At 65.2% G+C, this 25,346-nt stretch carries 19 protein-coding genes; 14 read left to right on the top strand and 5 right to left on the bottom strand.

Going from position 1 to position 25,346, the window contains the following annotated elements:
- Positions 1–4: 4 nt before the first annotated feature.
- The gene (locus tag ACIOVF_RS00695; RefSeq protein WP_401286596.1) at positions 5–1,222 is read left to right on the top strand and encodes a RhtX/FptX family siderophore transporter; all 1,218 of its coding nucleotides are present in this window, start codon (positions 5–7) and stop codon (positions 1,220–1,222) included.
- A gap of 396 nt (positions 1,223–1,618) precedes the next feature.
- Here the strand turns inward: ACIOVF_RS00695 and ACIOVF_RS00690 are convergent, their stop codons facing one another.
- Positions 1,619–2,239, bottom strand: coding sequence for a hypothetical protein (locus ACIOVF_RS00690; protein WP_401286593.1), 621 nt, complete (start codon positions 2,237–2,239; stop codon positions 1,619–1,621).
- Positions 2,240–2,403: 164 nt separating this feature from the next.
- Here ACIOVF_RS00690 and ACIOVF_RS00685 point away from each other — a divergent pair, with 164 nt between their 5' ends.
- Positions 2,404–3,117: a tellurite resistance TerB family protein gene (locus ACIOVF_RS00685; protein ID WP_258715107.1), complete on the top strand. Its 714-nt coding sequence runs from the start codon at positions 2,404–2,406 to the stop codon at positions 3,115–3,117.
- Between the two features lie 6 nt (positions 3,118–3,123).
- On the opposite strand, the gene ACIOVF_RS00680 is transcribed toward ACIOVF_RS00685, so the two are convergent.
- The gene (locus tag ACIOVF_RS00680; RefSeq protein ID WP_401286590.1) at positions 3,124–3,696 is read right to left on the bottom strand and encodes a LuxR C-terminal-related transcriptional regulator; all 573 of its coding nucleotides are present in this window, start codon (positions 3,694–3,696) and stop codon (positions 3,124–3,126) included.
- A gap of 143 nt (positions 3,697–3,839) precedes the next feature.
- Here ACIOVF_RS00680 and ACIOVF_RS00675 point away from each other — a divergent pair, with 143 nt between their 5' ends.
- The 3 genes from ACIOVF_RS00675 to ACIOVF_RS00665 are packed head-to-tail and all read left to right on the top strand — an operon-like array spanning position 3,840 to position 7,955.
- Positions 3,840–5,018 carry an acetyl-CoA acetyltransferase gene (locus ACIOVF_RS00675; RefSeq protein WP_195884287.1) on the top strand — a complete coding sequence of 393 codons (1,179 nt, stop codon included), beginning with the start codon at positions 3,840–3,842 and terminating at the stop codon, positions 5,016–5,018.
- 2 nt (positions 5,019–5,020) lie between these two features.
- Positions 5,021–6,562 (top strand): class I adenylate-forming enzyme family protein, encoded by a 1,542-nt coding sequence (locus ACIOVF_RS00670; protein ID WP_401286587.1) that lies wholly within the window; start codon positions 5,021–5,023, stop codon positions 6,560–6,562.
- 43 nt (positions 6,563–6,605) lie between these two features.
- Positions 6,606–7,955 (top strand): MFS transporter, encoded by a 1,350-nt coding sequence (locus tag ACIOVF_RS00665; RefSeq protein ID WP_401286584.1) that lies wholly within the window; start codon positions 6,606–6,608, stop codon positions 7,953–7,955.
- On the opposite strand, the gene ACIOVF_RS00660 is transcribed toward ACIOVF_RS00665, so the two are convergent.
- From ACIOVF_RS00660 to ACIOVF_RS00650, 3 genes are all read right to left on the bottom strand, one after another.
- The gene (locus tag ACIOVF_RS00660) at positions 7,913–8,467 is read right to left on the bottom strand and encodes a YdeI/OmpD-associated family protein (protein WP_401286582.1); all 555 of its coding nucleotides are present in this window, start codon (positions 8,465–8,467) and stop codon (positions 7,913–7,915) included. The genes ACIOVF_RS00665 and ACIOVF_RS00660 overlap by 43 nt on opposite strands.
- A 100-nt stretch (positions 8,468–8,567) precedes the next feature.
- Positions 8,568–9,794, bottom strand: coding sequence for an MFS transporter (locus ACIOVF_RS00655; RefSeq protein ID WP_093382059.1), 1,227 nt, complete (start codon positions 9,792–9,794; stop codon positions 8,568–8,570).
- A gap of 218 nt (positions 9,795–10,012) precedes the next feature.
- A complete protein-coding gene (locus tag ACIOVF_RS00650; protein ID WP_093382064.1) occupies positions 10,013–10,927 on the bottom strand; it encodes a LysR family transcriptional regulator in 915 nt (304 codons plus the stop codon).
- Positions 10,928–11,126: 199 nt separating this feature from the next.
- On the opposite strand from ACIOVF_RS00650, the gene ACIOVF_RS00645 reads away from it, so the two are divergent.
- The 9 genes from ACIOVF_RS00645 (at position 11,127) to pgm (ending at position 25,320) form a co-directional block, all read left to right on the top strand.
- The gene (locus tag ACIOVF_RS00645; protein WP_093382068.1) at positions 11,127–12,152 is read left to right on the top strand and encodes a zinc-dependent alcohol dehydrogenase family protein; all 1,026 of its coding nucleotides are present in this window, start codon (positions 11,127–11,129) and stop codon (positions 12,150–12,152) included.
- 492 nt (positions 12,153–12,644) lie between these two features.
- Positions 12,645–14,138, top strand: coding sequence for a hypothetical protein (locus ACIOVF_RS00640; protein WP_052676520.1), 1,494 nt, complete (start codon positions 12,645–12,647; stop codon positions 14,136–14,138).
- Complete coding sequence (locus ACIOVF_RS00635; RefSeq protein ID WP_258593675.1) at positions 14,138–15,541, top strand: PLP-dependent aminotransferase family protein; 1,404 nt, start codon at positions 14,138–14,140, stop codon at positions 15,539–15,541. The genes ACIOVF_RS00640 and ACIOVF_RS00635 overlap by 1 nt, the downstream gene beginning before the upstream one ends.
- 39 nt (positions 15,542–15,580) lie before the next feature.
- A complete protein-coding gene (locus ACIOVF_RS00630; protein ID WP_401286576.1) occupies positions 15,581–16,093 on the top strand; it encodes a sigma-70 family RNA polymerase sigma factor in 513 nt (170 codons plus the stop codon).
- Positions 16,093–17,058: a FecR domain-containing protein gene (locus ACIOVF_RS00625; RefSeq protein WP_401286573.1), complete on the top strand. Its 966-nt coding sequence runs from the start codon at positions 16,093–16,095 to the stop codon at positions 17,056–17,058. Before ACIOVF_RS00630 ends, ACIOVF_RS00625 begins: the two co-directional genes overlap by 1 nt.
- 105 nt (positions 17,059–17,163) lie before the next feature.
- Positions 17,164–19,593, top strand: a complete 2,430-nt coding sequence (locus ACIOVF_RS00620) for a TonB-dependent siderophore receptor (RefSeq protein ID WP_401286570.1) — start codon at positions 17,164–17,166, stop codon at positions 19,591–19,593.
- A 92-nt stretch (positions 19,594–19,685) separates the two neighbouring features.
- A complete protein-coding gene (locus ACIOVF_RS00615; protein WP_401286567.1) occupies positions 19,686–21,329 on the top strand; it encodes a VRR-NUC domain-containing protein in 1,644 nt (547 codons plus the stop codon).
- The gene (locus ACIOVF_RS00610; RefSeq protein WP_401286564.1) at positions 21,326–23,587 is read left to right on the top strand and encodes an ATP-dependent DNA helicase; all 2,262 of its coding nucleotides are present in this window, start codon (positions 21,326–21,328) and stop codon (positions 23,585–23,587) included. Before ACIOVF_RS00615 ends, ACIOVF_RS00610 begins: the two co-directional genes overlap by 4 nt.
- Before the next feature lie 95 nt (positions 23,588–23,682).
- A complete protein-coding gene (gene pgm, locus ACIOVF_RS00605) occupies positions 23,683–25,320 on the top strand; it encodes a phosphoglucomutase (alpha-D-glucose-1,6-bisphosphate-dependent) (RefSeq protein ID WP_401286561.1) in 1,638 nt (545 codons plus the stop codon).
- Positions 25,321–25,346 lie beyond the last annotated feature (26 nt).

Raw genomic sequence — 25,346 nt, 5'->3', positions numbered from 1 at the left:
TCGCATGCTGGATCTGTTGAAACACTGGCGCATGGTGCTGACCTTTGCCCTGTTGTACCTGTCCCAGGGCATTTGCTTCGGCATCGCCATGGACGCCTTGCCAACCCTGCTGCGCCACGACGGCGCGGCCCTCGATGCCCTGGCCTTCCTGCCATTGGTGGGCCTGCCGTGGGTGGTGAAATTCATCTGGGCGTCGCAGGTCGACAACCACTGGAGCCCGCGCCTGGGACGGCGGCGCAGCTGGATCATACCGATGCAGATCCTTGTGCTGCTGTGCCTGGTGACCCTGGCGAGCATCGGCCTGAGTGTCGATACCGCCGGCTGGGCCGTGGGCCTGCTGATCCTCGCTTCGTTCGCCAGCGCCACCCAGGACATCGCCACCGACGGCATGGCCGCCGAGTATTTCAGCGACAACATGCTCGCGCGGATCAACGCCATCCAGGTCGGCGGCACCATGTTCGGCTTCTTCGTCGGCGGCGCCGGGGCGCTGCTGCTCAGTGGCCATTTCGGGCAAACCACGGCCTTCGGCCTGTTGGCCCTGGTGCCGTTGGCGAGCCTGTGCTGCGTAGCCTGGCTGCACGTGGCACCGGCTAAAGAGAAACAACCCGACGTCGCCCACGCCAGCCTGTTGCGCTTTATCAAACGGCCCGGGGCGCTGTCGCTGGTGGTGCTGGCATTGCTCTCGGCGATGACCGCGGTGTCTGGCTTTGGCCTGTCGAAACTGTTCCTCAACGATGCTGGCTGGTCGTTGCAGGCCATCGGCCAACTGGGCATGAGCGGCGGCGTGGTGACCATCGTGCTCGGTTGCGGCGGCGGTGCCTGGCTGATCCGTGTGCTGGGCTTGTGGCCGGCGTTCATGCTGGCGGTGGCCATGGCCGGGGTGGCGGCGCTGGTCTGGCTGCTGCAGGCAAGCGGGCTAGTGGCGCCCCGGGTCGAGTTGATCTGGCTGGCGGTGGGGCTGGGCTCGTTTGCCACCGGCGCGACCTCGGTGGCAATCATGACCGCCTCGATGGCGTTTTCCGGGCAAAGCGACCAGGCCGGCACCGACATGACCGCCGTGCAAAGCACCCGCGACCTCGGCGAAATGCTGTCGTCCTCGCTGTTGCTGGGGCTGACCGCGCAGGTCGGTTACAGCGGCGGGTTCCTCACCGGGGCGCTGATGGCGGTGGTGGCGTTGCTGGTGGCGCTGAATCTGGCGCGGTATCGGGTTATTGCGCAGTAGGGGAATCGTCCGCTCGAACGGCGATTAGACGGTGGGAGCGGGCTTGCCCCGCGATAGGGTCATGGCCGCGTGATAGACAATGCCCATGGCCCGGATCGCGGGGCAAGCCCGCTCCCACTTGACCGTCATGCATCGGCGGCAAGCGCGGCTCCCACAGGTACAACGCATGCCTGAAGGCTGGCGATATTCCTGTGGGAGCCGGCTTGCCGGCGATGAGGTCGGTACTGACAACAGAGCTTTAGATCGCTGCCTGCCATGGGTCGAAAACGGCCTTTCGCGAGAGCCAGCAAACAGCTGTGGCTTCAACCGCAGGTGCCTTCGAAACTTGCTTCGATTCTCCGACCGGCCTTGATTCCGCACACCGCCAAAGCCTTGCACGCCTTAGAGCGCTGCACGCTATTTACCCTGTTTGTTGCCAGATTGCTTAGCCGGCACCGAGGATTGCCCCGCGATTCGCTTGACCAGCGCCGCATGACTGCTGGCTTGGTCGCTGCGGGAAATGACCTGGATGACCGCCATGCGCTCGCCGGAGCCTGCGATAAAGGTGCTGTTCAAGGTTTTGCCGCCGCCCAGGGTCGCCGTGCTGTCGATTTGTCGCACGCCAAGGCCGTTGCGGTTCAGGCGTGCTTCGCCGGTTTGTCGAAAGTCCGGCAGCCCGGCACTCTGGCGTTCGACGAAACCGCTGACGGCGCCGTCGAGGAAGGCGTCGTCGTTGTCACCTGGGCGCGACGCTTCGGGGAGCGGTTTTTCGACCACCATGACCACGCGCTTTTCCTGCGCATTGGCATACAGGGTGCCCACGGCGCCGGCGCCTTCGCTGCTCTGTTCGTCGGCGCTCAAGGGGCTAGCGATGAAGCCTGCCGGCAGGGTGAAGCTGAACTTGCCGCCGAGCACCGCGACCTTTACTTCAGCTTTCGCCTGGCTGCCGGCTTTGCTCGCGGCATGCAGATTCGGTAGCGCCAACAGGCCGACAACGGCCAGGGTCAGCGTCAGGGCGGTTTTGTGGAAAATCGTCATACAGCCTCTCGTGGGGCGCGGGGCAGGGCGGGGTGGATATGCTCACATAAACCTGCATGCTCGGTAAGCCCCGGCTTTGCCGTCGGCCAGACGGTCATGGCAGATCGCCTTGCGGGGGCTATCGTTGCTTGTCTAAACAGCAACTACCGACCGAGGGCGGTGCTATGAACACCAGCGATCTACTCGAACAGCTGCTTCGCGCCGGGCAGGGTTCGCAAGCGCAACAAGGGAGCAGCGGCAGGTCCGTGCAAGACGGCCTGGGCGGTCTGGGCGGCTTGCTGGGCGGGCTGCTTGGCGGCGGCAGTGCATCGGCGGGCGGTGCTGGCCTGGGTGGTCTACTGGGCGGGCTGTTGGGGGGCAGCGCGGGTGGCGCTAGCCAGGGGCGCTCCGCCGGAGGCACCAATTACGCCGCCCTGGCGTCGTTGGGCATGATGGCGTTCCAGGCCTATCAAAGCTGGCAGCGCAGCCAGGCGGCGGCCCCGCAACAGGCGCTGCGTACGGTCGATCAATTGTCCGGCGCCGAGGCCGAGGGCCACAGTCATGCAATCTTGCGCGCGCTGATTGCGGCAGCCAAGGCTGACGGTCGTATCGATGAGCAAGAACAAGCGTTGATTTGCGCTGAAATCAAACGTCACACCAACGACCCGCAACTGCAGCAATGGCTGGATGAGGAAGTCAGCAAGCCACTGGATGCTGGCGAGGTGGCGCAGTCGGCCCAGGACCCAGGCATGGCAGCGGAAATGTACCTGGCCAGCGTAATGCTGGTGGATGACCAGCAGGACGCAGAGCGGGCCTACCTTGACGAACTGGCCGGCGCGCTGCAGATCGATCCGGCCTTGCAGGTGCACCTGGAACAGCAGGCCAAGGGAAACGCCTGACGCCGCTCAACTGATGAAGATGATCTTCGACACCAGCTCTGCGCTGTTCTTGGCCTGAAGCTTCTTCATCAGCCGGGCGCGGTGGACTTCCACGGTGCGGTGGGAGATCCCCAGCTTGCGCGCCACTTCCTTGCAGGTCAGGCCGTTGACGATATGCAGCGAGATCTCGCGTTCGCGCGGGGTCAGCTGGATGGTCGGCGCCGGCTGGCGGTCCAGGCGCTCGAAATGCCAGACCATCAGTTTGAACGGGTCCTCGACCGTCAGCGAAAAGCCGTGGGCCCGGGCCCAGAACACCTCGCCATTACGATGCTGCATGAAGCGCTCGTCGGAGTAGAAGGCGCCGGGGCCGTTGCGCAGCCAGTGCTCGCTGCGTTCGCCGATGCTCTGGTAGTCGGCGTGGGAGGGGTACAGCAACAGGGTCAGGTTGCCTTGCAAATGCGCGCGCTCGTAGCCGAACAGGCGCTCAAAGGCCTGGTTGCAGTCGAGCATGCGCCGATGGCCGGTGATCATCTGCGGCGCGGGGGAAACCTGGAAGGCCAGGCGCTCAAGGTCCTGGAAGTGCGGGGCGTCTTCGGTCATCGGGCGTCCTGCCTCGGGTTTGTCGGTGTGCACCGGGTTGGCGGGCACTACTTACTGGCGTAAGTAGTTGCCCCAACTAGCGTGGGATTCGGGCGCTGAATCATTGTATGGAATACGCGCTTCAAGGACAGAAGAAAATCACCATGACACACGATTCCGTATCCATCGTCGCGGCTGCCCACAGCCCTTTTGGTCGCCTGGATGGCCTCAACCTCGAAGACCTGATCGTCAAGGTCACCCGCGAAGCCCTGGCAGACGCCGAGATCGACGCCGGCGAGATCGACGCGCTGTTTCTCGGGCACTTCAACTCAGGCCTGGTGGCCGACGGCTTTCCTGCCTCGCTGATGCTTCAAGCCGACCCGCAACTGCGCTTCAAGCCCGCCACCCGCTGCGAGAACGCCTGCGCCTCGGGCTCGGCGGCGATCCAGGCCGGAATCAACGCGATTCGCAGCGGCGCCGCCGACCTGGTGCTGGTGGTCGGCGCCGAGAAAATGACCGGCAACAGCACCGTCGAAGTCACCCGCGCCCTGGCCGGTGCCGGCTACCAGAACGCCATGCAGGAGGCCGGCCTGAGCTTCGCCCAGCTGTTTGGCCAGGTGGCCCAGCAGTATGCCGAGCGCTACCACAGCCCGATGGCCTCGATGGCCGCGATTGCGGTAAAGAACCACGCCAATGCCATGGCCAACCCGTTGGCGCAGATGCACCGGCTGATGGATTTCGAACACTGCAACAATGTTTCCTCGGGCAACCCGCTGATCGCACCGCCCCTGCGCCTGACCGACTGCTCGCTGATCAGTGACGGCGCGGCGGCGATCATCCTCGCCTCGCCGCAGCGTGCGCGCTCGATGCGCCGCCAGGTGGCGATTCGCGCCATGGTCCAGGTCAACGACTTCCTGCCGCTGTCGCGCCGCGATGTGCTGGCCTTCGAGGGACCGCAGCGGGCGATTCAGGGTGCCTTGCGCGAAGCCGGGGTGACCCTTGGCGACCTGAACTTTGCCGAGGTCCACGACTGCTTCACCATCGCCGAGTTGCTGATCTACGAAGCCATGGGCCTGGTCCCCCGCGGTGAAGGCCATCGCGCCCTCGACGACGGTATCGTGCGTCAGGGCGGGCGCCTGCCGGTCAATCTGTCCGGTGGGCTCAAGGCCAAGGGCCATCCTGTGGGGGCCACCGGCGTGTCGATGCATGCCCTGGGCTTTGCCCAGCTGACCGGCGAACCCATCGGCCTGGGCGTGCCCGGTGCCGAGTTCGGCTTGCTGTTCAACATGGGCGGCATGGCCGTGGCCAACTACGCCAGTGTCCTGCAAGCGGTCAAGGCCTGAGGATGAACATCGCCCATTGGCTGCGCGATGCGGCCCAGCGCTGGCCGCAGCGCCCGGCGTTGTTCGAGGGGCAGCGCCAGGTTGCCGACTACCAGGCGTTCGCCGCCCAGGCCCGGGCCCGCGCCGTGCAACTGCGCGAGCAGTACGGAATTGCGCCCGGCGAGCGGGTGGCGCTGTTGATGAAGAACAGCTGCCGCTATCTCGAACTGCTGTACGCCATCTGGTGGAGCGGCGCGGTGGCGGTGCCGATCAACAGCAAGCTGCACGCCCTGGAAGCCGCCTGGATCGCCGCCAATGCCGGCGCCCGGCTGGTCTACACAGATGACGGCCAGGTGTTCGCCAGCAGCGCGTTGCCGAGCGGCTGCCAAGAACTGGCGGCGCACACGCCGAGCCCGCAAGGCCCCTTGGCGGATGAGCAACTGCCCGAGCCGTACCCGCGCCAGGACAGCGACCTGGCCTGGCTGTTCTACACCTCCGGCACCACCGGGCGCTCCAAGGGTGTGATGCTGTCCCATGGCAATTTGATCGCCATGTCCCTGTGCTATCCACTGGACGTCGATGCGGTGGCCGCTGGTGACGCGGTGGTGTACGCCGCGCCGATGTCCCATGGCGCCGGCCTGTACAACTTCATTCATGTGCGCTGTGGCGCCCGCCATGTGGTGCCGGCCTCGCGCGGCTTCCAGGCGGCGGAGCTGTTTGAGCTTGCGCAGCAACTGGGCCAGGTCAGCCTGTTTGCCGCGCCGACCATGGTCAAGCGCATGGTCGACCAGGCGCGCCTGCAGGGGTATGCCGGCGAAGGCATCAAGACCATCGTCTACGGTGGCGGGCCAATGTACCTGGCCGATCTTGCCCAGGCCCTGGACACCTTTGGCCCGCGGCTGGTGCAGATCTACGGCCAGGGCGAATGCCCGATGACCATCAGCGCGCTGTCGCGCCAGGCCATCGCCGATCGCGGGCACGCCGACTGGGCGCAGATCGCCGCCTCGGTGGGGCGTGCCCACGCCTGCGTCGAGGTGCGCGTGGTGGATGCCCAAGGCCAGCCGGTGGCCGCGGGCGAGCCGGGGCAGATCGTGGTGCGCGGGCCAGTAGTGATGCTGGGCTACTGGGACAACCCGCAAGCCACCCAAGAGGCCCTGGTAAACGGCTGGCTGCTGACCGGCGACATTGGCTTTTTCAACCAGCAGGGCTACCTGACCCTCACCGATCGCTGCAAGGATGTGATCATCTCCGGCGGCAGCAACATCTACCCACGCGAAGTCGAGGAAGTGCTGATGCAGCACCCCGAAGTGTTCGAGGTGTGCGTGGTCGGCGAGGCCGATGCCGAATGGGGCGAATCGGTGGTAGCCTTCGTGGCCTTGCGTTCACCCGATAGCCTCGATGCGCAGGCCCTCAACCAGTGGTTTCTGGCGCGCATGGCCTCGTTCAAAAAACCGAAAAAGTTCGTCTTTTGCCCCGAGCTGCCGAAGAACAGCTATGGCAAGATTCTCAAGACCCGCTTGCGCCAGTGGTTACAGGAGCCTTCGCAGCCTCTGATCAACCTCTGACGCGCGGTATTTCATGGATAGCACTACGACAGGAGTCCCCACTATGGGTGTGCCAGCTTCCAACCCCCAGCGCCAGCGGCGCCGGGCCTTTATCGGCGCCACCTCCGGCCACTTGATCGAGTGGTACGACTATGGCGTCTACGGCTTTCTCGCCGTGTACATCGGCAAGGCGTTTTTTGTTTCTGACGACCCCACCAGCAGCCTGCTGGCAAGTTTTGCCGCCTTTGCCCTGAGCTTCTTCATCCGGCCCCTGGGCGGGCTGTTCTTCGGCCCCCTGGCCGACAAGATCGGCCGGCGCAAAACCCTGATCACCGTGCTGGTGATGATGGCCGGCTCGACCTTCCTGCTCGGCCTGTTGCCAACCTACGCCAGCATTGGCATTGCCGCGCCGATAATCCTCGTGTTGATCCGCTGCGTGCAGGGCTTCTCGGCCGGTGGCGAGATCGGCACCATCACCAGCTTCATATCCGAATACGCCGGCCCCGGCCGCCGCGGCTTTGCCACCTGCTGGCTGATGGTTACCGCAGTGCTCGGCCTGCTGCTGGGCGGCGCCGTGGCTAATGGCATGACCTGGGCCCTGGGCGCCGAGCTGATGCAGGAGTGGGGCTGGCGTATTCCGTTCCTGGTGGCCGGCCCACTGGGCTTCATCTCGATGTACATCCGCCTCAAGCTTGAAGACAGCCCGGAGTTCCTCGCCCTGGTCGAGGCCGGGCAGACCTCCAAGGCGCCACTGCGCGAGGTCTGGCAGTGGAAGCGGGCGATCGCCCTGGTGTTCTTCATCATCACCCTGCACAGCTCGATCTTCTACCTGGTGCTGACCTTCGCCTCGACCTACATGTCCAACACCCTCAAGTTCGACAGCGGTACCACCTTGCTCTACGTCTTCGTCGCCAGCCTCTCGGCGGCGCTGGTGATGCCCCTGGGCGGCGCCTTCACCGACCGTTACGGGCGCAAGCCGTTCTTGCTGGTGATCGGCACCCTGGCAACCCTGGCCATGTACTGGTTCTTCAAGACCGCGCCGGGCGCCACGCCTGCGACCCTGTTCTGGCCGCTGATGGCCGTGGCGATTTTGTTCGGTTTGTACGCGTCCTCGACCTACGCCTTGATGAGCGAGTTGCTGCCAACCCGCATCCGCTCCACCGGCATCGCCGTGGCCTACAACATTCCGGTGGCGGTGTTCGGCGGCAGTGCGCCGCTGATTTCTACCTGGCTGATTAAGCTGACTGGCGACATCACTGCGCCCTGGTATTTCTATGTGGGCACCGGGGTGGCGTCGCTGCTGGCGTTGGTGGTGTTGCGCAAGGAAGATTTTGTCGCGGCTGGCCATGCGGTTGGCAAGGAGGGGGCAGCTCAGGAGTTTTCTGCCTCGGGCGCACGCAACGCCTTGCTGTAGTAGCCGGATGAATCGAAACAGCACACCTGCTTCTTGCCGGATGCAAGCATATCGCAGGCATCGCTTATGCGTTTTGCCCGGGTCTTGAGTTGCTTGGCTGACGTGATCCAGTGGATCCAGTCGACGCGTGCGAGGGTTGTCGTACTGTTCCAGACTTCACGCGCCTCGCCAGCGCTGGCCAGGGCCTGCTGAAAGTCGGCCGGGATGTTGGGCTCGGGCTCCTTCTTCACCGGGGTCAGCTCCAGTGTAACGACATCCCCCACGGCCGCGCCTGCGGCTTCGAGCAAGGCGCTGTTTACCTGCAGCCAATGGCTCAGTTGGCCATCGGGCTCAAGCGTTGCCTGGAAAGGCTGCCCGTTGAGTGTGCCGTCAACGCTGGTCCGGCCGCGCCGGGGAAGCTGTTCGCTTGCCTCTCTTGGCAGGATGACGAACGCCCACGAGGCATCGTCGCCAGGCTTTGCCGGGCGCAGAAGCTTTGCTTCGAAGCGGGATTTAGCAGCGATTGTTGTCATTGCCACGCCTTCCTATCTACTCACTGTCGCGTGCAAACGCGACAGTGAGAATAGATTCAGTACAGAAGGTCTAGCTATTGGCCACGGGTCTGTCCAGCGGCTAGGCGGGTTGGGCTGCCAGGCGATTGCTGACGTTACGCCCCAACACCAGCACCGTGACGAAACCGCAGCCCACCAGGGCCGTGGCCAGGCTCAGCAGCACCGAGCTGCCCAGCTGGTCGACGATCTGCCCGCCGAAGAACGAGCCCAATGCGATGATCACCTGGAACATGGCGACAAACAGGGGCATGCCGCGTTCGACATCCTTGGGTGCGACCACAAACATCCAGATGCTGGCGCAGGCCGGGAAGGCGCCGAAGGCGAAGCCCCAGAGCGCGATCAGCAGCGCTGCGCCGGTCATGCCGGTGGCGAAGTAGGGGAACAGCGCGGTGCTGATGGCGATCATCAGGGCGACCAGCATCAGGGTGTGACGCACGCTGCGGTTGGCGGCGAAACCGGCAAAGATATTGCCCGCCACCCCGGCCACGCCATACAGCAGCAACAGTGAGCCAATGGTCGGCCCATCGAAGCCGGCACTCTGTTTGAAGAACGGAGCGACATAGGTGTAGGCGGCAAAGTGCGCCAGGCCAATCAGCAATACCGCAATCAAGCCAACCCGGGCCTGTGGATTGATGAACAGGGCCGGCAGGTCACTGATGCGAATGGCCTTGTCGGGATTGAGCCGCGGCAGCAGGAAGACCTGCGCCAGCAGCACCGGCACGCCCACCAGCGCAGTGACCAGGAAGGTCATGCGCCAGCCCATCAAGCCACTCAGCCAGGTGCCGACGGGCACGCCCAGCACGGTGGCCAGGGTCACACCGACCATGATGATCGAAGTGGCCTGGGCCACGCCCACGCCCTTGGGCGCCAGGCGGCCGCTGAGGGCAATGGCCGTCGCCCAGAAACCGCCGATACTGACGCCCAGCAGAACGCGGCCGAACAGCAGCAGACTGAAGTCGCTGGCGTAGGCCACCACAGCGTTGGCGATGATCATGATCAGCGTCAGGCCGATCAGCAGATAACGCCGGTCCAGCGCGCCAATGCCCACCGACAGCAAGGGCGCGGCGAGGGCGGCCATTATGCCGGGCAGGGTAACCATCAGCCCGGCCTGGCCGGCACTGATGCCCAGGTCGCTGGCGACATCGTTGAGCACGCCCACCGGCAGAAACTCACTGGTTACCAGGGCGAAGGCACCCACGGCGACCGAGAGAATCGCCAGCCACTGCTGCTTGACGCTCTGTTGATTATGTTCGGGAAGGCCGTGACGGCCTTGGCTTGCGCTTGGCATGGTGCGGGGTTCCAAGGGGGGATATCGCCTGGGGCAGGCGAGGGGAGCGGGGGAAATCTGCAGGCGATTATAGGGGGTGGTTGTGGCAAGCAGACAGCTGGGGTACTCGATAGTAATCATCAGTGTGATTGATGAGGGCGTCGTTCAGGCAAGGCTTGGCCTTGTACTCACTCGGGTTGCGAGTGCGTTGAACAGCTGGCGCAGGTTCTGAAGTGCTTTCAGAGGCTGTCCGGATCGCCAAAAAACATTTGAATCCGCGACCTCAACCACCGTTCCCCCGGATCATTATCCTGCGACCCGCGCCAGGCCATGTGCAGCTCGAAGGTCTGCACCTCCAGCGGCGGGTCTTCGGCGCGCAGGCCGCCGGCGGCGGTCAGCACTTCGGCGGTGTAGTCGGGGACGGTGGCGATGATGTCGGTGCCGGTCAGCAGGCTGCCCAGGCCGTTGAATTGCGGTACGGCAAGGACCACGTGGCGCTTGCGCCCGACCTTTTCCAGGGTCTCGTCCATGAACCCGCCCAAGTCGCCGGCAAACGACACCAGGGCGTGGGGGCGGGCGCAGAAGTCGTCGAGGCTGAGGCTGCCGGGCATGCTGTCGGCACGCAGGACCTTGGGCTTGCTGCGCCGCAGCACTTTGCGCTTGGCGTTGGCCGGCAGGTCGTTGGTCCAGCTCACGCCGACCGAGATTTCCCCCGAGGCCAGCAATGCCGGCATCAGCAGGTAGTTGACCCGGCGCACCACCAGGACGATGCCCGGGGCTTCGGCGCGTACGCGCTTGAGCAGTTGCGGCAGCAGGGCGAATTCGGCATCGTCCGACAGGCCGATGCGAAACACCGCAGTGCTGGTCGCCGGGTCAAAATCCGCTGCGCGGCTGACTGCGGTGGAGATCGAGTCCAGCGCCGGCGACAGCAGGGCGAAGATCTCCACCGCCCGCGCCGAGGGTTCCATGCTGCGCCCGGTGCGCACGAACAACGGGTCGTCGAACAGGTTGCGCAGGCGCGACAGGGCGGCGCTGATGGCCGGCTGGCCGAGGAAGAGTTTTTCCGCCGCGCGGGTCACGCTACGCTCGTGCATCAGGGTCTCGAAGACGATCAGCAGGTTCAGGTCGACGCGGCGCAAGTCGTTACGGTTCATCGGCTCGGCTTCACAAGGCGGATGGGGCAGGGGTGAATCTTACGGGTAAAGGCTGCTACCCTGCACCGCATAATTTGATGGACGCTGCATTACCATCAATCAATGACAAGCATGTTGACTATTAATGGCCACTGATGGTCTAACCGTCAAAGCCCGGATAGAGTTCAGGGCATTAGAGGTTCAATTGGCGAGGTTTGCGATGTCCCGCATGATCCGTTTCCACAAGTTCGGCCCGGCCGAGGTGCTCAAGATCGAAGAGCAGGCCCCGGCGCAACCGGCGGCTGGCGAGGTGCAGATTCGCGTTGAAGCGATCGGCATCAGCTGGTACGACGTGCTCTGGCGGCAGAACCTGGCGCCGTCCCAGGCGCGCCTGCCTGCCGGTATCGGACACGAGATGGCGGGTGTGGTTACAGCCGTGGGCGAAGGTGTCGATGACCTGGCGGTCGGCGACAAGGTTGCCAGCTTTCCGGCCAGCAGTGCCAACGAGCATCCGGTGTACGGCGAAGTCATCGTCATGCCGCGCAATGCCCTGACCCGTTATCCCGAGATTCTCTCGCCGGTCGAGGCCAGCGTGCACTACACGCCACTGCTGATCGCCTACTTTGCCTTCGTCGACCTGGCGCGGGCCAAGGCCGGGCAAACCGCGCTGATTACCGACGCCAGCCACTGCGCAGGCCCAGCCTTCGTGCAACTGGGCAAGGCCCTGGGCCTTAAGGTGTTTGCCGCGACCAAAGAGGCCGAGCAGCGCGACTACCTGATCAAGCTCGGCGCCGACAAGGTGATCGTCACCGAAGAGCAGGACCTGCTCATGCAGATCAACAAGTACACCGACAACCGCGGTGTCGATATGGTCCTCGACGGCCTTGGCGGGCCGCAGATGGCCTTGCTCGGTGATGCCCTGGCACCGCGTGGCAGCCTGGTGCTGTATGGCCTGCAAGGCGGCAACCAGACGCCGTTCCCTGCCTGTGCGGCGTTCCAGAAGAACATCCAGTTCTTCGTGCATTGCATCGGCAACTTCACCGGCAAGCCGGAGCTGGGCATCAGCCAGGACCAGGTGGCGCTGCAGCGCGCCCTGCGCGATATCAACCAGTTCACCGCCGACAAGCTGCTGACGCCGCTGATCATCAAGACCTACCCGTTCGAGAAGGTGGTCGAGGCGCACCGCTACATGGACGAATGCCCGTGCGGTGGCCGGTTGGTGCTGGACTTGTCGCAGGCGGAGTAAACGCAGCACGACTGTCCATCACGGCAAAAGCCCGAGCATTGACTCGGGCTTTTTTGTGGGTATTTCCCAGGGTTGTTTAGGATATTTCCGAGGTAACTTTGCCTGCTGACGCTTGCCTGCTTGCGCTATGTTTGTGCAATAGGAAAAAGCACAGGCAGCCTGTCTGATTATCGGTATTGTCGAAGATGAATCTGAATGGTTTTTTTACCGTGATCTGTATCTTTTATTCGCGGGGCAACGCCCGATAATAGTTCTTCAATAGTCGTCTCACGGAGCGAGGCATGATGGGTCGTAAGCCAGGGGTTAAAGGCGCTGTGCTGCCGGACTGGGGGAGGGAAGAACGATGGTGAGCAAGAGCTTCTGAAGTTATTTCCGTAGGAAGTTGTAGGAAGTTTCTGAGGATAAACTTACTTATCCTTCTTTGCTGATTGAAAGTTCTTCGATGGAATCTTTTTCTTTCAGGTGGCCGTTTATTGAAATCGGGTAGGCGTTATGAGCAGCATTCACGATCAAGCCATGCAGTATATCTACCAGCAAGTATTGGCGCGCTTGCTGGAGCATTTGTCCCAGGCCCAGCGGGCCTCTTTGCAGTTATTGATTCAACGCTTGATTGTCGCGGCGGGCGGCGCCGAGCGCATCAACGGCTTCAGGCTGATGTTCGCCCATGATGGCAGCCAGAATGCCAGCCATGCCCTGGCCTGCCTGCGCGCGGCGCAACTGAGCATTGCCGCGCGCTCGCCGGGCACCTTCGAGCTGCGTATCGCCGTGGTGCGCCAGGCCGGCATGAGTACTACGGCCTTGAACAATATCGAGCAGGGCTTCTCGGCGCTGTTTCTGCACGATGATCCGCGGGTCGAGCTGTTGATGCTCGATGACCAGCAGTTGCTGCCATTCGACCGCCGCCACGCTATTTCCCAGAGCCAGCAACTGGCCGAGCGTCACGAACTGCTGTTGTTCGGGCATTTGCTCGCTGGCGGGCCACGGGCCGGTTTCGGTAGCCATGGCACCCTGCGCCTTGCCGAGCTGTGCCGCCAGGCCATCGGCTGGCGCGGCGGTGTCGATGCCATCATCACCGCCCAGCCGCTGCCCGAGCGCAGGCGCCTGCTGGCCTGGAGCCGCCGCGCCCTGCGCGAGGAAGACCTGCTGTGCATCCGGCCGATTCACAGTTGTGCCACGTCGCTGTGCGAGGGCATGAGCGAGTTGCGCCAGCGTTACCTGCAGCAGCTGTACGGCCAGGCCCGGCCCATGGCTACCGGGCCCAACGGCGATTACTGTGCGCCGGCGATGCGCTTCATCATCATCGATGACCTGGTGCATGACCCCGACCTGCCGTATGACGAGCGCCTGAACCGCTTTCTGGGCTGTCGCTTCGACGAGCAGTACTTTGCCTGCGCGCAGGCGGGCACCGCCAACCCGCTGTTGCTGGCGCACCTGAGCGGGCTGCACGGGCAGTTCATCGAAGACAGCGACTACCGCGAAGGCGTCGATGCCTACTTGCGCCAGGCGCGCCAGCGCATGCAACGCAAGGGCCTGCCGCGCACGTTGCAGGTGCGCCTGCTGGGCCGCTGGCAGCACGCCGAGCAGTTACAGCAACGCCGTAGCCAGGCCAGCGACTTCGCCTTGCAGGCCTACGGCTTGAGCGAAGCGCAGCTGGTCTGCCAGTTGTTTGCGCCGTTTGTTTCCCGGGGCCTGCGCCTTGAGGTGTTTTTGCGCCGCTGTCACCCCGGCATGCTGGTGGCCTTGCCTTACCTGCACAAGGCCCTGCAACGATTGCCGGCGCCGGAGCCGGTGGTGCAGTGGATGGTCGACATCAGTGGCCTGGACCTGCCACTGCTGCAGATGCTCTATCTGCGTGAACCGGAAAGCTGGGCCCGGCCGCGTTCGTTGCTGGCGCGAATCCAGGGCCGCGGCGCCGACCTGCGCCACCTGCGGGTGCAGCCGCCGTCCTGGGCCTGGCTCAAGGCAGAGCAGCCAGGCCGGTACTGATGAAAGCCCCGCACAGTAGCGAGTTCGCCTACCGGGCGGTGTATCGCTACCTGGTTGAGCTGATCGAGCAGATGGCGCCGGGCAGCTACAGCCGGATGCCGTCGTTGCGCGACCTGGCCCAGCGCCTGAACGTGTCGATTTCGACGGTCCAGTACGCCTATTCGCTGCTTGAGCACGAAGGGCGGGTGCAGCCGGTGCCCAAGTCGGGCTACTACGCCAGGGGGCCGGCCCTTGAGCCGGCACGGCCCAGCGCTGGCGATCTGCTCCAGGATTTGCAGCAGCACGCCAACTCGGCGCGCATGCTGGTGCTCAGCGGCGGCCAGGAGCAGGCGCCGCAGTCACTGGAGGCAACCTTGCTGGGCATCGAGCGCCAGTTGCTGCGCCAGTACCCGCGCCTGGGCGGCGCCCCCCAGCCCTGTGGCGAGCTGGAACTGCGCACCGCCCTGGCGGCGCGCTATACCCGCTCGGCGCAGTTGTACTGGAGCGCCGAGGATGTCTACCTGGCGCTGGACCTGCGCTCGTTGCTGGAGACCACCCTGGCCGCCCTTGAGCTGCACAACAGCGCCGTGGTGGTGACCACGCCCTGTTCCTGGCGTTTGCTGCGGGTGTTTCAGGCGGCGCGGATACGGGTGCTCGAAGTGCCCTTGCAGGCCGACGGCGGCCTTGATCTCGAGCGCTTTGCCCGGCTGCTGCGCGAGGAGCCGGTGCGCCTGGCGATGCTGGCCTCGCGCCTGAGCCTGCCCCATGGCAGCATCATGCCCGAGGCCGCGCGCCAGGCCGTGGCCAGGTTGCTCAACCAGCACGGCGTGTGGCTGCTGGAAAACGACCTGGACAGCGAACTGTGCCTCAGCCCAGGCTCTGGCGCTGACCTGCGCGAACTGGTCGACCCGCAGCGCCTGCTGGTGTTCTCGTCGCTGGAGCGCAGCGTTGGCGCCGAAGCGCCTTACGCCTTCCTGCTGTCGCGCCAGTGGCACGGGCCCTTGCTGCGCCAGTTCCTGCTGCGCGGGTTTCGCCTGCCGCCGTTGCGCCAGCAAGCCGTGGCCAGGCTGTACAGCAAGGGCCGTGTCGATGTGCACCTGGAGCAACTGCGGGCGCGTCTGCACGAGCGCCTGGGCCTCCTGTACCGGCAGATGCAGCTGTACCTGGGCTCGCAGCTGGAGTTCCAGATGCCCGCCGGCGGTGGCTGCATCTGGGCCCGGGTATGCGCCCCGGTAGAGACCCGGCCGTTGTTCCATCGCCTGCTGCAGCAGGGCCTGGTGATTGCCCCGGGCGAGCTGTTCAGCCTGCAGGGCGATTTTCGCCAGCACCTGCGCCTGGGCTGGCCCGCCGGGCCGCAAGGGGACTTGCCCTACGGCTTGAGTGTGCTCAGTGACGAGTTGCGGCGCAGCAACGGTTTAAATTAGTATTGAAAATCGTTATCAATTACAAAAAACCGCCACCCCATGAGCGATGTGCTGCCTTCTGCCGACTCCCACCTGCGTACTGTCGAGGCGCTGTACAGTGGCCATCACGGCTGGCTGTACGCCAGGCTGCGCAAGCGCCTGGGCAATGCGCTGGATGCGGCAGACCTGGCGCAGGATACCTTCACCCGCATCCTCGCTTCGAAGGTGGCGGTGTTCGACAACCCGCGGGCGTACCTGAACTGCGTCGCCGGCGGCATTCTCGCCAACTGGTGCCAGCGCAAATCGCTGGAGCGCGCCTACCTGACGGCGCTGGCGCAACTGCCGGTGCCCGAGGCGCCGTCCCCTGAGCAGCGCCTGCTGGTGCTCGAGACCCTGCACGAAATCGATGCCATGCTCGATGCCCTGCCAGCGGTGGTCCGGCGCACCTTTTTGCTGTCGCAACTGAACGGCATGAAGTACGCCGAGATTGCCGAACAGCTCGGCGCTTCGCTGATCAGCGTCAAACGCTACATGAAACAGGCCTTCTTGCAGTGCCTGACGCTGGTGGAGTGATGACGTCAACCGCGATTGACCCGCAAGCGCTCGATGAAGCGGCGCAATGGCTGATGTGCCTGAGCGAAGGCGAGGCCTCTGAGGCTGAGCAGGCGGCGTGGGCGGCCTGGCGCACCAGCAGCGTCGAACGTGAGCGCGCCTGGCAGCGCGCCGAATTGTTGCTGGGCAAACTCGGCGGCTTGCCGCCGGCGCTGGCCATGTCGGCGCTCGATCGCCCGGCAGACCCGCGCCGGCGCGCCGCCATCGCCCGCCTGGCGTTGCTGCTCGCGGCAGTGCCAGCCGCCTGGGCCGGCTGGAAGGTCAGCGACGAGCAAGCGTGGATGGCCGACTACCGCTCTGCGCTGGGCGAGTGCCGCGAGTTGACCCTGGCCGACGGCACCCGGGTGTTCCTCAACACCGACTCGGCCATCGATGTGCGCTATGACGCGCAGCAGCGCTTCATCCAGTTGCGGCGTGGCGAAATCCTCGTGCACACCGCCACCGACCGCCAGCAGCCGCCACGGCCGTTGCGGGTTGGCACCCGCGAAGGCCGCATGCAAGCGCTGGGCACGCGGTTTTGCGTGCGCGAGCAGGGCGGGCGGACTTACCTGGCGGTGCTCGAAGGGGCCGTCCGCATCGAACCGGCCAATGCACGCCCTGGCGCGGTGCAGGTTGTCCGCGCCGGAGAAAAGACCGACTTCGATGCCCGCAGCAGCCGTGCACCACAGGCGGTCGACGCCAGCATCAGCGCCTGGACCCAGGGCATGCTGCTTGCCGACCGCATGCGCCTGGAAGATTTTGCCGCTGAGCTTGGCCGTTATCGGCGCGGTTTCATCCGCTGCGACCCGCAGATCGCCGACCTGCGCGTATCGGGCGCGTTCCCGCTCAACGACAGCCAGCGCAGCTTGAACATGCTGGCAGCGACTTACCCGCTGGCGGTCAAGGCGCACCTGAACGGCTATTGGCTGTTGCTCACGCCGGCCTAAGTCAGGCGCAGGAAAATAAACCTGGCTGGCGCTGATACTTTTTTGCGTTTCGACTGGCAAGGGGAGTGCACACCTCATTTATCCAGTCCAAAGGATCCCTCAGTCATGTCTGTTGCAAGTCGCCCTCGCGCTCAACGTCCCCTGGCCCTGGCCGTGCGTAGCGCCATGCTCGGTCTTACCCTGGTCGCAGGCAGTGGCGCCTCGTGGCTTGCCGCCGCGCAGCCACTGGATGCCGTCGCCGCCCAGGCCTACGACATTGCGCCAGGGCCGCTGGGGCGCGTGCTGTCGAGCTTTGCCATGGCCTCTGGTATGGCCTTGTCGTTCGAACCGGCACTGACCGAAGGGCAGCACAGCCAGGGCCTGCGCGGCAGCTACACAGCGCACGACGGCGCGGCGCGGCTGTTGGCCGGCAGCGGCCTGCAATTGCTTGAGCGCGCAGACGGCAGTTTCACCCTCGCCAGGCTGCCTGCCGGCGCCGACGGCCTGACCCTGGACGCCACCACCATCGAGGCCACCAGTACCCGTGCCGGCGGCCTGCCCGAGGCCTATGCCGGTGGCCAGGTGGCCCGTGGCGGGCGCGTGGGCATGCTCGGCAACAAGGACGTGATGGACACGCCGTTCAGCGTCACCAGCTACACCGCCAAGACCCTGGCCGACCTGCAGACGGTCACTGTCGCCGATGCCCTGGAACGCGACCCGTCGGTGCGCTCGACCGGGCAGACCGGCGGGATCGTCGACTCGTTCTTCATTCGCGGCTTTGCTGTGGGCGAAGGCAACCTGGGTGAGCTGGCCTTCGACGGCGTGTATGGCGTGGCGCCCAACTACCGGGTGTTCACCGAATACGCCGAACGGGTCGAGGTACTCAAGGGGCCCGGGGCGCTGATGTACGGCATTTCCCCCAACAGCGGTGTCGGCGGGGTGATCAACATCGTGCCCAAGCGCCCGCTGGCCGAAGACCTGACCCGTTTTACCGCCAGCTACAGTTCCGACACCCAGGTAGGCGGGCACCTGGACATCAGCCGCCGCTTCGGTAGCGAGAAAGCGTGGGGCGTGCGTTTCAACGGCAGTGTCGCCCAGGGCGATACGGCCATTGACGATCAGCAACGCGCCCTGGATATCGGCGCCATTGCCCTGGATTACCAGGGCGAGCGCTTGCGCCTGAACCTTGACTTCATCAGCCAGAAAGAAAAATGGGACGCCTCCTCGCGACCCTTAACCGTGGCTCCGGGCATCGACGTACCGTCGGCGCCGAACGGGCGCAGCAACCTGCCGCAGGACTGGGGCTGGTCCAATACCCGCGAGCAATCGGCACTGCTCGGCGGCGAGTATGACCTGAACGACTCCGTCACGGTGTTTGCCCACGCAGGCGGCGGCAAGGCGGACGTCAAGCGGATGTCCGACCAGGTACCGCGAATCCTCAACGAGGCGGGCGACACCAGCAACATTCCCGGCTACTACAAGTTCAACGTCGACCGTTCGACGGCGGACGTGGGCATGCGCGCGCTGTTCGACACCGGCCCGGTCACCCATACGGCCACGCTGATGGCGACCCGTTATCAGGACGAATTGTCCCGGGGCATCAACAACGGCAGCGAAATCCTCTCCAACATCTACCACCCGATCGATGTGCCCAAGCAGCACATCAGTGCGCCGAAGGTGCTGCGCATCTCCGAGTCGGAACTCTCCGGTGTGGCGTTGACCGACACCTTGTCGGTGCTCGAAGACCGCCTGCAACTGACCCTGGGTGTGCGTCGCCAGGAAATCGAGTCGCGCAACTACAGCGCCACCGGGGTAGTGAGCTCACGCTACAAGGACAGCGCCACCACGCCGGTGGTCGGCCTGGTGGTCAAGCCCTGGGACGACGTCTCGTTCTACTACAACTACGTCGAAGGCCTGAGCAAGGGCGATATCGCCCCGGCCACGGCGGCCAACGCCGGTGAGGCCTTTGCGCCCTACGAGTCAAAGCAGCATGAACTGGGGGTCAAGTACGAGCACGGCACTTTCATGACCACCCTGGCGCTGTTCCAGATCGAGAAACCCAGTGGCGAACTGGCAAGCGGCAATGTCTTCGCGGTGCAGGCAGAGCAGCGCAACCGCGGGATCGAGCTAAGCATGTTCGGTGAAGTTGCGCCTGGCACCCGCTTGCTCGGCGGGGTGACGCTGCTCGACGGCGAACTGACCGACTCGGCCACCGCCGCCAACCGTGGCAAGGAGCCGGTGGGGGTGCCGGATGTCCAGGCCAACCTCTGGGCCGAGTGGGACACGCCCTGGGCCGAGGGCTTCACCCTGACCGGCGGAGCGATCTACACCGCCAGCCAGTACATCAACCAGGCCAATACCCAGGAACTGGACGCCTGGACCCGCGTTGATGCCGGCGCCCGCTACAGCACCCGCATCGACGGGCGCCCGACCACCTTCCGGGCCACGCTGCAGAACGTCTTCGACCGCGAATACTGGTCGGGCGTAGCCTCTTATGGCGCCATCTCGCCGGGCTATCCGCGAACCTTGCAGCTGTCGGCGACGGTGGACTTCTGATGCGCTAGGCAGCGCGTTGGTCGCCCGCAGGTTGCCAGAGGGCGGCGTCTGTATGTATAACCAGTACTCCAGCCGCCAGCCCGTACCGCGCCGTGATCGCCCATTCCGTCGACGACCCGTTCTACTACCTGCACAACTTCCAGCAAGTGCTCGACTGGATCGAGCTGCGCTATGCCGACCTGCTCGACGACCAGGAGCAGGCCTTCATCAGCCAGTTTCGCCAGCAGCCGCAGGCGGCCCGGGCCTTGCTGGTGCGCATGGTGATGCGCAAGGGTCAGCTGTTTCGCCCGAGCAAGCTCGACTACGCCGAAATCGGCTCGACCCAGGCTGCCTTGGCGCCATTGCTGGCCCTGGGCTGGGTGGTCGATGACGGCGTGCTGAGCCTTGAGCAGCTGTTCCAGCTGCTGCGCAAGGACGAGTTGGCCCAGGGCTTTGCCGACCGGCTCGAACGGCCACGGGCAGCCAAGGGCGAACTGCTGGCCCAGTTGCAGGCCCTTGAGCTGCCGCCGCAGCCGTTGCAGCAATGGCTGCCGGGCTTTGCCGAGCCGATCATCGAACTACGCCTGCAGGCCTTGTGCGACCGTCTGCGCCTGCTGTTCTTCGGCAACCTGTACCAGGACTGGTCGGAGTTCGTGCTGGCCGACCTGGGCCTGCTGCGCTACGAGCAGGTGGCCTTCAGCGCCGACTCGCGGGCCCTGCGCCAGCGCAGCGACATCGATGTGGCGCTGGCCTTGCACCAGTGCGCCGAGCTGCTGGAGCAGGGCGTGGCGCTTGAACAGGTGGTCGGGCACATCGAGTGCCTGGACAGCGACAACCCCTGGCTGCTGCGCCGTCGCTCGCGGCTGCTGTACCAGCTTGGCCAGCACAGTGAGCGCCTCGGTGACTGGCCGCTGGCCCTGCGCATCTACCCGCGCAGCCAGCATCCGCAGGCGCGCATCCGTCATGTGCGGGTACTGGAGCGTAGCGAGCAGTGGGCGCAGGCGTTCGAACTGGCCTCACAGATTGCCCAGCAACCGGCCAACAGCCTTGAGCTCCAGGCCCTGGCGCGGATGCTGCCGCGTTTGCAGCGCAAGCTGGGCGGGCCGCCGCAGCCACGGCGGGCCAAGCCCCAGGTCAGCCTGGTCGAGCTGCAACTGCCGGCCGAACTGGCGGCGCTGGGCGTCGAGCAGGCCGTGCAGCTGCACCTGGGGCAGGGCGGCGGGCAGGTGCATTACGTCGAGAACAGCCTGTTCAACAGTCTGTTCGGCCTGTTGTGCTGGGAAGCGATCTTCGCGCCGTTGCCGGGGGCGTTCTTCCACCCGTTCCAGAGCGCTCCGCAGGACCTGCACGACGCCGAGTTCCAAAGCCGGCGCAGCGAGCTGTTCGCCCGCTGCCTGGGGCAACTGGACGACGGCAGTTACCGGCAGACCATCCGCCGTCATTTTGTCAGCAAGCAGGGGCTGCAATCGCCCTTCGTCTATTGGCAGGTACTCAGCGAAGAACTGCTGGAGCAAGCCCTGGCCTGCCTGCCCCCGGCACACCTGAAAAGCTGTTTCGAGCGCCTGCTCGAAGACATCCAGGCCAACCGTTCGGGCATGCCTGATTTGATCCAGTTCTGGCCCGAGCAGCAGCGCTACCGCATGGTCGAGGTCAAGGGCCCGGGTGACCGCCTGCAGGACAGCCAGCTGCGCTGGATCGAATTCTGCGCCGGGCACGGCCTGCCGGTAGAAGTCTGTCACGTGCACTGGGCGCCATGAGCTACAGCGTGGCGGTGCGGGCGTTGTGCGAGTTTACCGCCAAGGTCGGCGACCTCGACCTGCGCTTCACCCCGTCGCCCACGGCCCAGGAGGGCATCAGCGGCCACCGGCGGGTGGTGGCCGGGCGCGGCGAGGGCTACGAGGCCGAGGTCAGCCTCGAAGGCCAGTATGCGACCTTGCAGGTGCGCGGCCGCGCCGACGGCTACGACCCGCGGCTCAACCGCCTCGAAGAAATCAAGACCTATCGCGGCGACCTGGCGCGCCAGCCCGACAACCATCGCCAGTTGCACTGGGCCCAGGCCCGGGTCTACGGCTGGTTGTTGTGCCAGCAGCGCCAGTTGCCGGCATTGCGCCTGGCGCTGGTGTACCTGAATGTCGACAACGATGAACAGACCCTGGTCGAAGAGCAGCGCAGTGCCCAGGAGCTTGAACAGTTCTTCAACGCCCAGTGTGCGATCTTCCTGCACTGGGCCGAGCAGCAGCTGCAGCGCCAGGCCTTGCGCAATCAGGGCCTGCAGGCCCTGGCATTCCCCCACGGGCAGTTTCGCCATGGCCAGCGTGAACTGGCCGAAACCGTCTACAAGGCGGTCAGCACCGGCCGCTGCCTGATGGCCCAGGCCACCACCGGCATCGGCAAGACCTTGGGCACGCTGTTTCCGCTGCTCAAGGCCATGGTCCCGCAGCAACTGGACAAAATCCTCTTCCTCAGCGCCAAGACCCCTGGCCGCGCCCTGGGGCTGGAGGCGCTGCGCCAGGTGATGGCCAGCGCCACCCAGCCGGCCCTGCGCAGCCTGGAGCTGGTGGCCCGCGACAAGTCCTGCGAGTACCCCGGCACGGCTTGCCATGGTGATGCCTGCCCGTTGGCCAAGGGCTTCTACGACCGCCTGCCGGCGGCGCGCCAGGCCGCCCAGGCCGTGGCGGTGCTGGACAAGGCCGCCCTGCGTGAGGTGGCCCTGGCCCATCAGGTGTGCCCCTATTACCTGGGCCAGGAGATGGCCCGCTGGGTCGATGTGCTGGTGGCCGACTACAACTATTACTTTGACCAGAGCGCCTTGCTGTTCGGCCTGGCCCAGGCCAACCAGTGGCGTCTGGCACTGCTGGTGGACGAGGCGCACAACCTGGTCGAGCGGGCCCGGCAGATGTACAGCGCAAGCCTCGACCAGGGCCAGTTGCTGGCCCTGCGCAAGCTTAAGCCGGCCGGGCTGGGCAGCGCCCTGGAGCGCCTCAATCGCCAGTGGAATGCCCTGCACAAGGCGCAGCTGGCGCCTTACCGGGTGGTCGACGGCCTGCCCGACGCCCTGCTCAAGGCCTTGCAACAGTGCATCGGGCTGATCCAGGAGCAACTCAACCAGACGCCGACTGGTATTGACCCTGCGGTGTTACAGTTCTTCTTTCAGGCGCTGCAGTTCAGCCGCGTCAGTGAATTGTTCGACGAGCACTTCCTGTTCGATATCAGCAAGCGCCCGGGCCCGGGCAAGCGCGCCTTGTCGACCCTGTGCCTGCGCAACGTGGTGCCGGCGACGCTGATTGGCCCGCGGCTGACTGCAGCGCGCAGTGCCACGCTGTTTTCCGCCACCTTGAGCCCGCGCCATTACTACGCCGACCTGCTCGGCATGCCGGCCGATTGCGCCTGGCTCGAGGTCGCCTCACCGTTTGCCGCCGAGCAACTGCAGGTGCGGGTGATCAGCAGCGTCTCGACCCGTTACCAGCACCGCGAGGCGTCGCTGGCGCCAATCGTCGAACTGATCGCCGAGCAGTATGCCCAGGCGCCGGGCAACTACCTGGCGTTCTTCAGCAGTTTCGACTACCTGCAGCAGGTCTCGAGCCTGTTGGCCGCGCGCCACCCGGCCATCAGCCAATGGAGCCAGGCGCCGGGCATGGACGAGCAGCAGCGCCAGGGTTTTCTTGAGCGTTTTGTTCCCCAGGGCCAGGGCGTCGGCTTTGCCGTGCTCGGCGGCGCCTTTGCCGAAGGCGTCGACCTGCCGGGCACGCGCCTGATCGGCGCCTTTGTCGCCACCCTCGGGCTGCCCCAGGTCAACCCGGTCAACGAACAGATCAAGCAGCGCATGGCCCGGCTGTTCAGCGCAGGCTTCGACTACACCTACCTGTACCCCGGGGTGCAGAAGGTCATCCAGGCGGCGGGCCGGGTGATTCGCGGCAACGACGACCGTGGCACGTTGTTGCTGATCGATGACCGCTTCGCCGAAGCCCGCGTACAGCGCATGTTTCCGGCCTGGTGGGCGCCTGAGCAGAAATAATCGCCGGCGCGGGGATAGTCGCGGTCGCTTGCTGGTCAAAGTGCCAGTAAACTGTTCGTTTTCATCACCCTGAACATCCTTTCTTGAGGTTTTGCATGAAGCTCAGTCCTTTGGCGGGCAAACCGGCCCCGGCCTCCGTGCTGGTGGATATCCCGCAACTGTTGACCGCCTACTACACCGGCCAGCCCGATGCCAGCATCGCTACCCAGCGCGTGGCCTTCGGCACCTCCGGGCACCGTGGCAGCTCCCTGGACCTGAGCTTCAACGAAAACCACGTGCTGGCCATCAGTCAGGCCATTTGCCTGTACCGCCAGACCAAGGGCATCGACGGTCCGCTGTTCATCGGCGCCGACACCCATGCGCTGTCGACCCCGGCCGCAGCCAGCGCCCTGCAGGTACTGGCGGCCAACGGCGTTGAGGTGATGTTGTCCAAGGACGACGAGTACACCCCGACCCCGGCGGTGTCCCACGCCATCATCTGCTACAACCGCGGGCGCAGTAGCGGCCTTGCCGACGGCATTGTCATTACCCCGTCGCACAACCCGCCGCAAAGCGGTGGCTTCAAGTACAACCCGCCCAACGGCGGCCCGGCCGACAGCGATGTCACCAAGTGGATCGAGGCCAAGGCCAACGACCTGCTGGCAGCGGGCCTCGACGGCGTCAAGCGCATGGCCCATGAGCAGGCGCTGGCGGCCAGCACCACCCACCGTCATGACTATGTCGCCAGCTACGTCGCCGACCTGGAAAACGTCATCGACTTCGACGTGATCCGCGGCGCCAACCTGCGCCTGGGCGTCGACCCGCTGGGCGGGGCAGGGGTGCGCTACTGGTCGGCGATTGCCGAGCACTACAAGCTCAACCTGGAAGTGGTCAACACCGAGGTCGACCCGACTTTCCGCTTCATGTCGGTCGACTGGGACGGGCAGATCCGCATGGACCCATCCTCGCCGTACGCCATGCAAGGCCTGATCGGCCTGCGCGAGCGCTTCGACGTGGCCTTTGCCTGCGACCCGGACCACGACCGCCACGGGATCGTTACCAAAAATGGCCTGCTCGCCCCGAACAACTACCTGGCGGTGGCCATCGACTACCTGTTCCAGCACCGTCCCCAGTGGCGCAGCGACGCCGCCGTGGGCAAGACCGTGGTCAGCAGCGGCCTGATTGACCGCGTCACCGCGCGCCTGGGCCGTCGCCTGTTCGAGGTGCCGGTGGGCTTCAAGTTCTTTGCCGACGGCCTGTTCGATGGCTCCCTGGGCTTTGGCGGCGAGGAGAGCGCTGGCGCCTCGTTCCTGCGCAAGGACGGCAGCGTCTGGACCACCGACAAGGACGGCCTGATCCCGGCCTTGCTGGCGGCGGAAATCACCGCGCGCACCGGCCGCGACCCGAGCCAGGCCTATGCCGAGCTTACCGCTACGCTGGGCGAGCCGTTTGCCACCCGCGTCGAGGCCAAGGCCAACCCGCAGCAAAAGGCCCTGCTGAGCAAACTGGCACCGGAGCAGGTCAAGTCGACCATGCTCGCCGGTGAGCCGATCGAGCAGATCCTCAGCCATGCGCCGGGCAACAAACAGGCCATTGGCGGCCTCAAGGTGATGACTGCCAACGGCTGGTTCGCCGCGCGGCCGTCGGGTACCGAGGACATCTACAAGATCTACGCCGAAAGCTTCATCGATCAAGCGCACCTGCAGCGCCTGGTGGCCGAAGCCCAGGAACTGGTGGATGCGGCGATTGCCTGATCGCTAAAAGCATCGCTGGCAAGCCA

Source organism: Pseudomonas sp. NPDC087612 (assembly GCF_044743505.1).
In the GTDB taxonomy this organism is placed as follows: domain Bacteria; phylum Pseudomonadota; class Gammaproteobacteria; order Pseudomonadales; family Pseudomonadaceae; genus Aquipseudomonas.
This window is presented reverse-complemented; position numbering and strand designations above follow the sequence as displayed.

Bases quoted from the DNA above. Each gene is read 5' to 3' on its own strand.
- ACIOVF_RS00695 (WP_401286596.1), top strand. From the start codon at position 5: ATGCTGGATCTGTTGAAACACTGGCGCATGGTGCTGACCTTTGCCCTG.
- ACIOVF_RS00690 (WP_401286593.1), bottom strand. From the start codon at position 2,239: ATGACGATTTTCCACAAAACCGCCCTGACGCTGACCCTGGCCGTTGTC.
- ACIOVF_RS00685 (WP_258715107.1), top strand. From the start codon at position 2,404: ATGAACACCAGCGATCTACTCGAACAGCTGCTTCGCGCCGGGCAGGGT.
- ACIOVF_RS00680 (WP_401286590.1), bottom strand. From the start codon at position 3,696: ATGACCGAAGACGCCCCGCACTTCCAGGACCTTGAGCGCCTGGCCTTC.
- ACIOVF_RS00675 (WP_195884287.1), top strand. From the start codon at position 3,840: ATGACACACGATTCCGTATCCATCGTCGCGGCTGCCCACAGCCCTTTT.
- ACIOVF_RS00670 (WP_401286587.1), top strand. From the start codon at position 5,021: ATGAACATCGCCCATTGGCTGCGCGATGCGGCCCAGCGCTGGCCGCAG.
- ACIOVF_RS00665 (WP_401286584.1), top strand. From the start codon at position 6,606: ATGGGTGTGCCAGCTTCCAACCCCCAGCGCCAGCGGCGCCGGGCCTTT.
- ACIOVF_RS00660 (WP_401286582.1), bottom strand. From the start codon at position 8,467: ATGACAACAATCGCTGCTAAATCCCGCTTCGAAGCAAAGCTTCTGCGC.
- ACIOVF_RS00655 (WP_093382059.1), bottom strand. From the start codon at position 9,794: ATGCCAAGCGCAAGCCAAGGCCGTCACGGCCTTCCCGAACATAATCAA.
- ACIOVF_RS00650 (WP_093382064.1), bottom strand. From the start codon at position 10,927: ATGAACCGTAACGACTTGCGCCGCGTCGACCTGAACCTGCTGATCGTC.
- ACIOVF_RS00645 (WP_093382068.1), top strand. From the start codon at position 11,127: ATGTCCCGCATGATCCGTTTCCACAAGTTCGGCCCGGCCGAGGTGCTC.
- ACIOVF_RS00640 (WP_052676520.1), top strand. From the start codon at position 12,645: ATGAGCAGCATTCACGATCAAGCCATGCAGTATATCTACCAGCAAGTA.
- ACIOVF_RS00635 (WP_258593675.1), top strand. From the start codon at position 14,138: ATGAAAGCCCCGCACAGTAGCGAGTTCGCCTACCGGGCGGTGTATCGC.
- ACIOVF_RS00630 (WP_401286576.1), top strand. From the start codon at position 15,581: ATGAGCGATGTGCTGCCTTCTGCCGACTCCCACCTGCGTACTGTCGAG.
- ACIOVF_RS00625 (WP_401286573.1), top strand. From the start codon at position 16,093: ATGACGTCAACCGCGATTGACCCGCAAGCGCTCGATGAAGCGGCGCAA.
- ACIOVF_RS00620 (WP_401286570.1), top strand. From the start codon at position 17,164: ATGTCTGTTGCAAGTCGCCCTCGCGCTCAACGTCCCCTGGCCCTGGCC.
- ACIOVF_RS00610 (WP_401286564.1), top strand. From the start codon at position 21,326: ATGAGCTACAGCGTGGCGGTGCGGGCGTTGTGCGAGTTTACCGCCAAG.
- pgm (WP_401286561.1), top strand. From the start codon at position 23,683: ATGAAGCTCAGTCCTTTGGCGGGCAAACCGGCCCCGGCCTCCGTGCTG.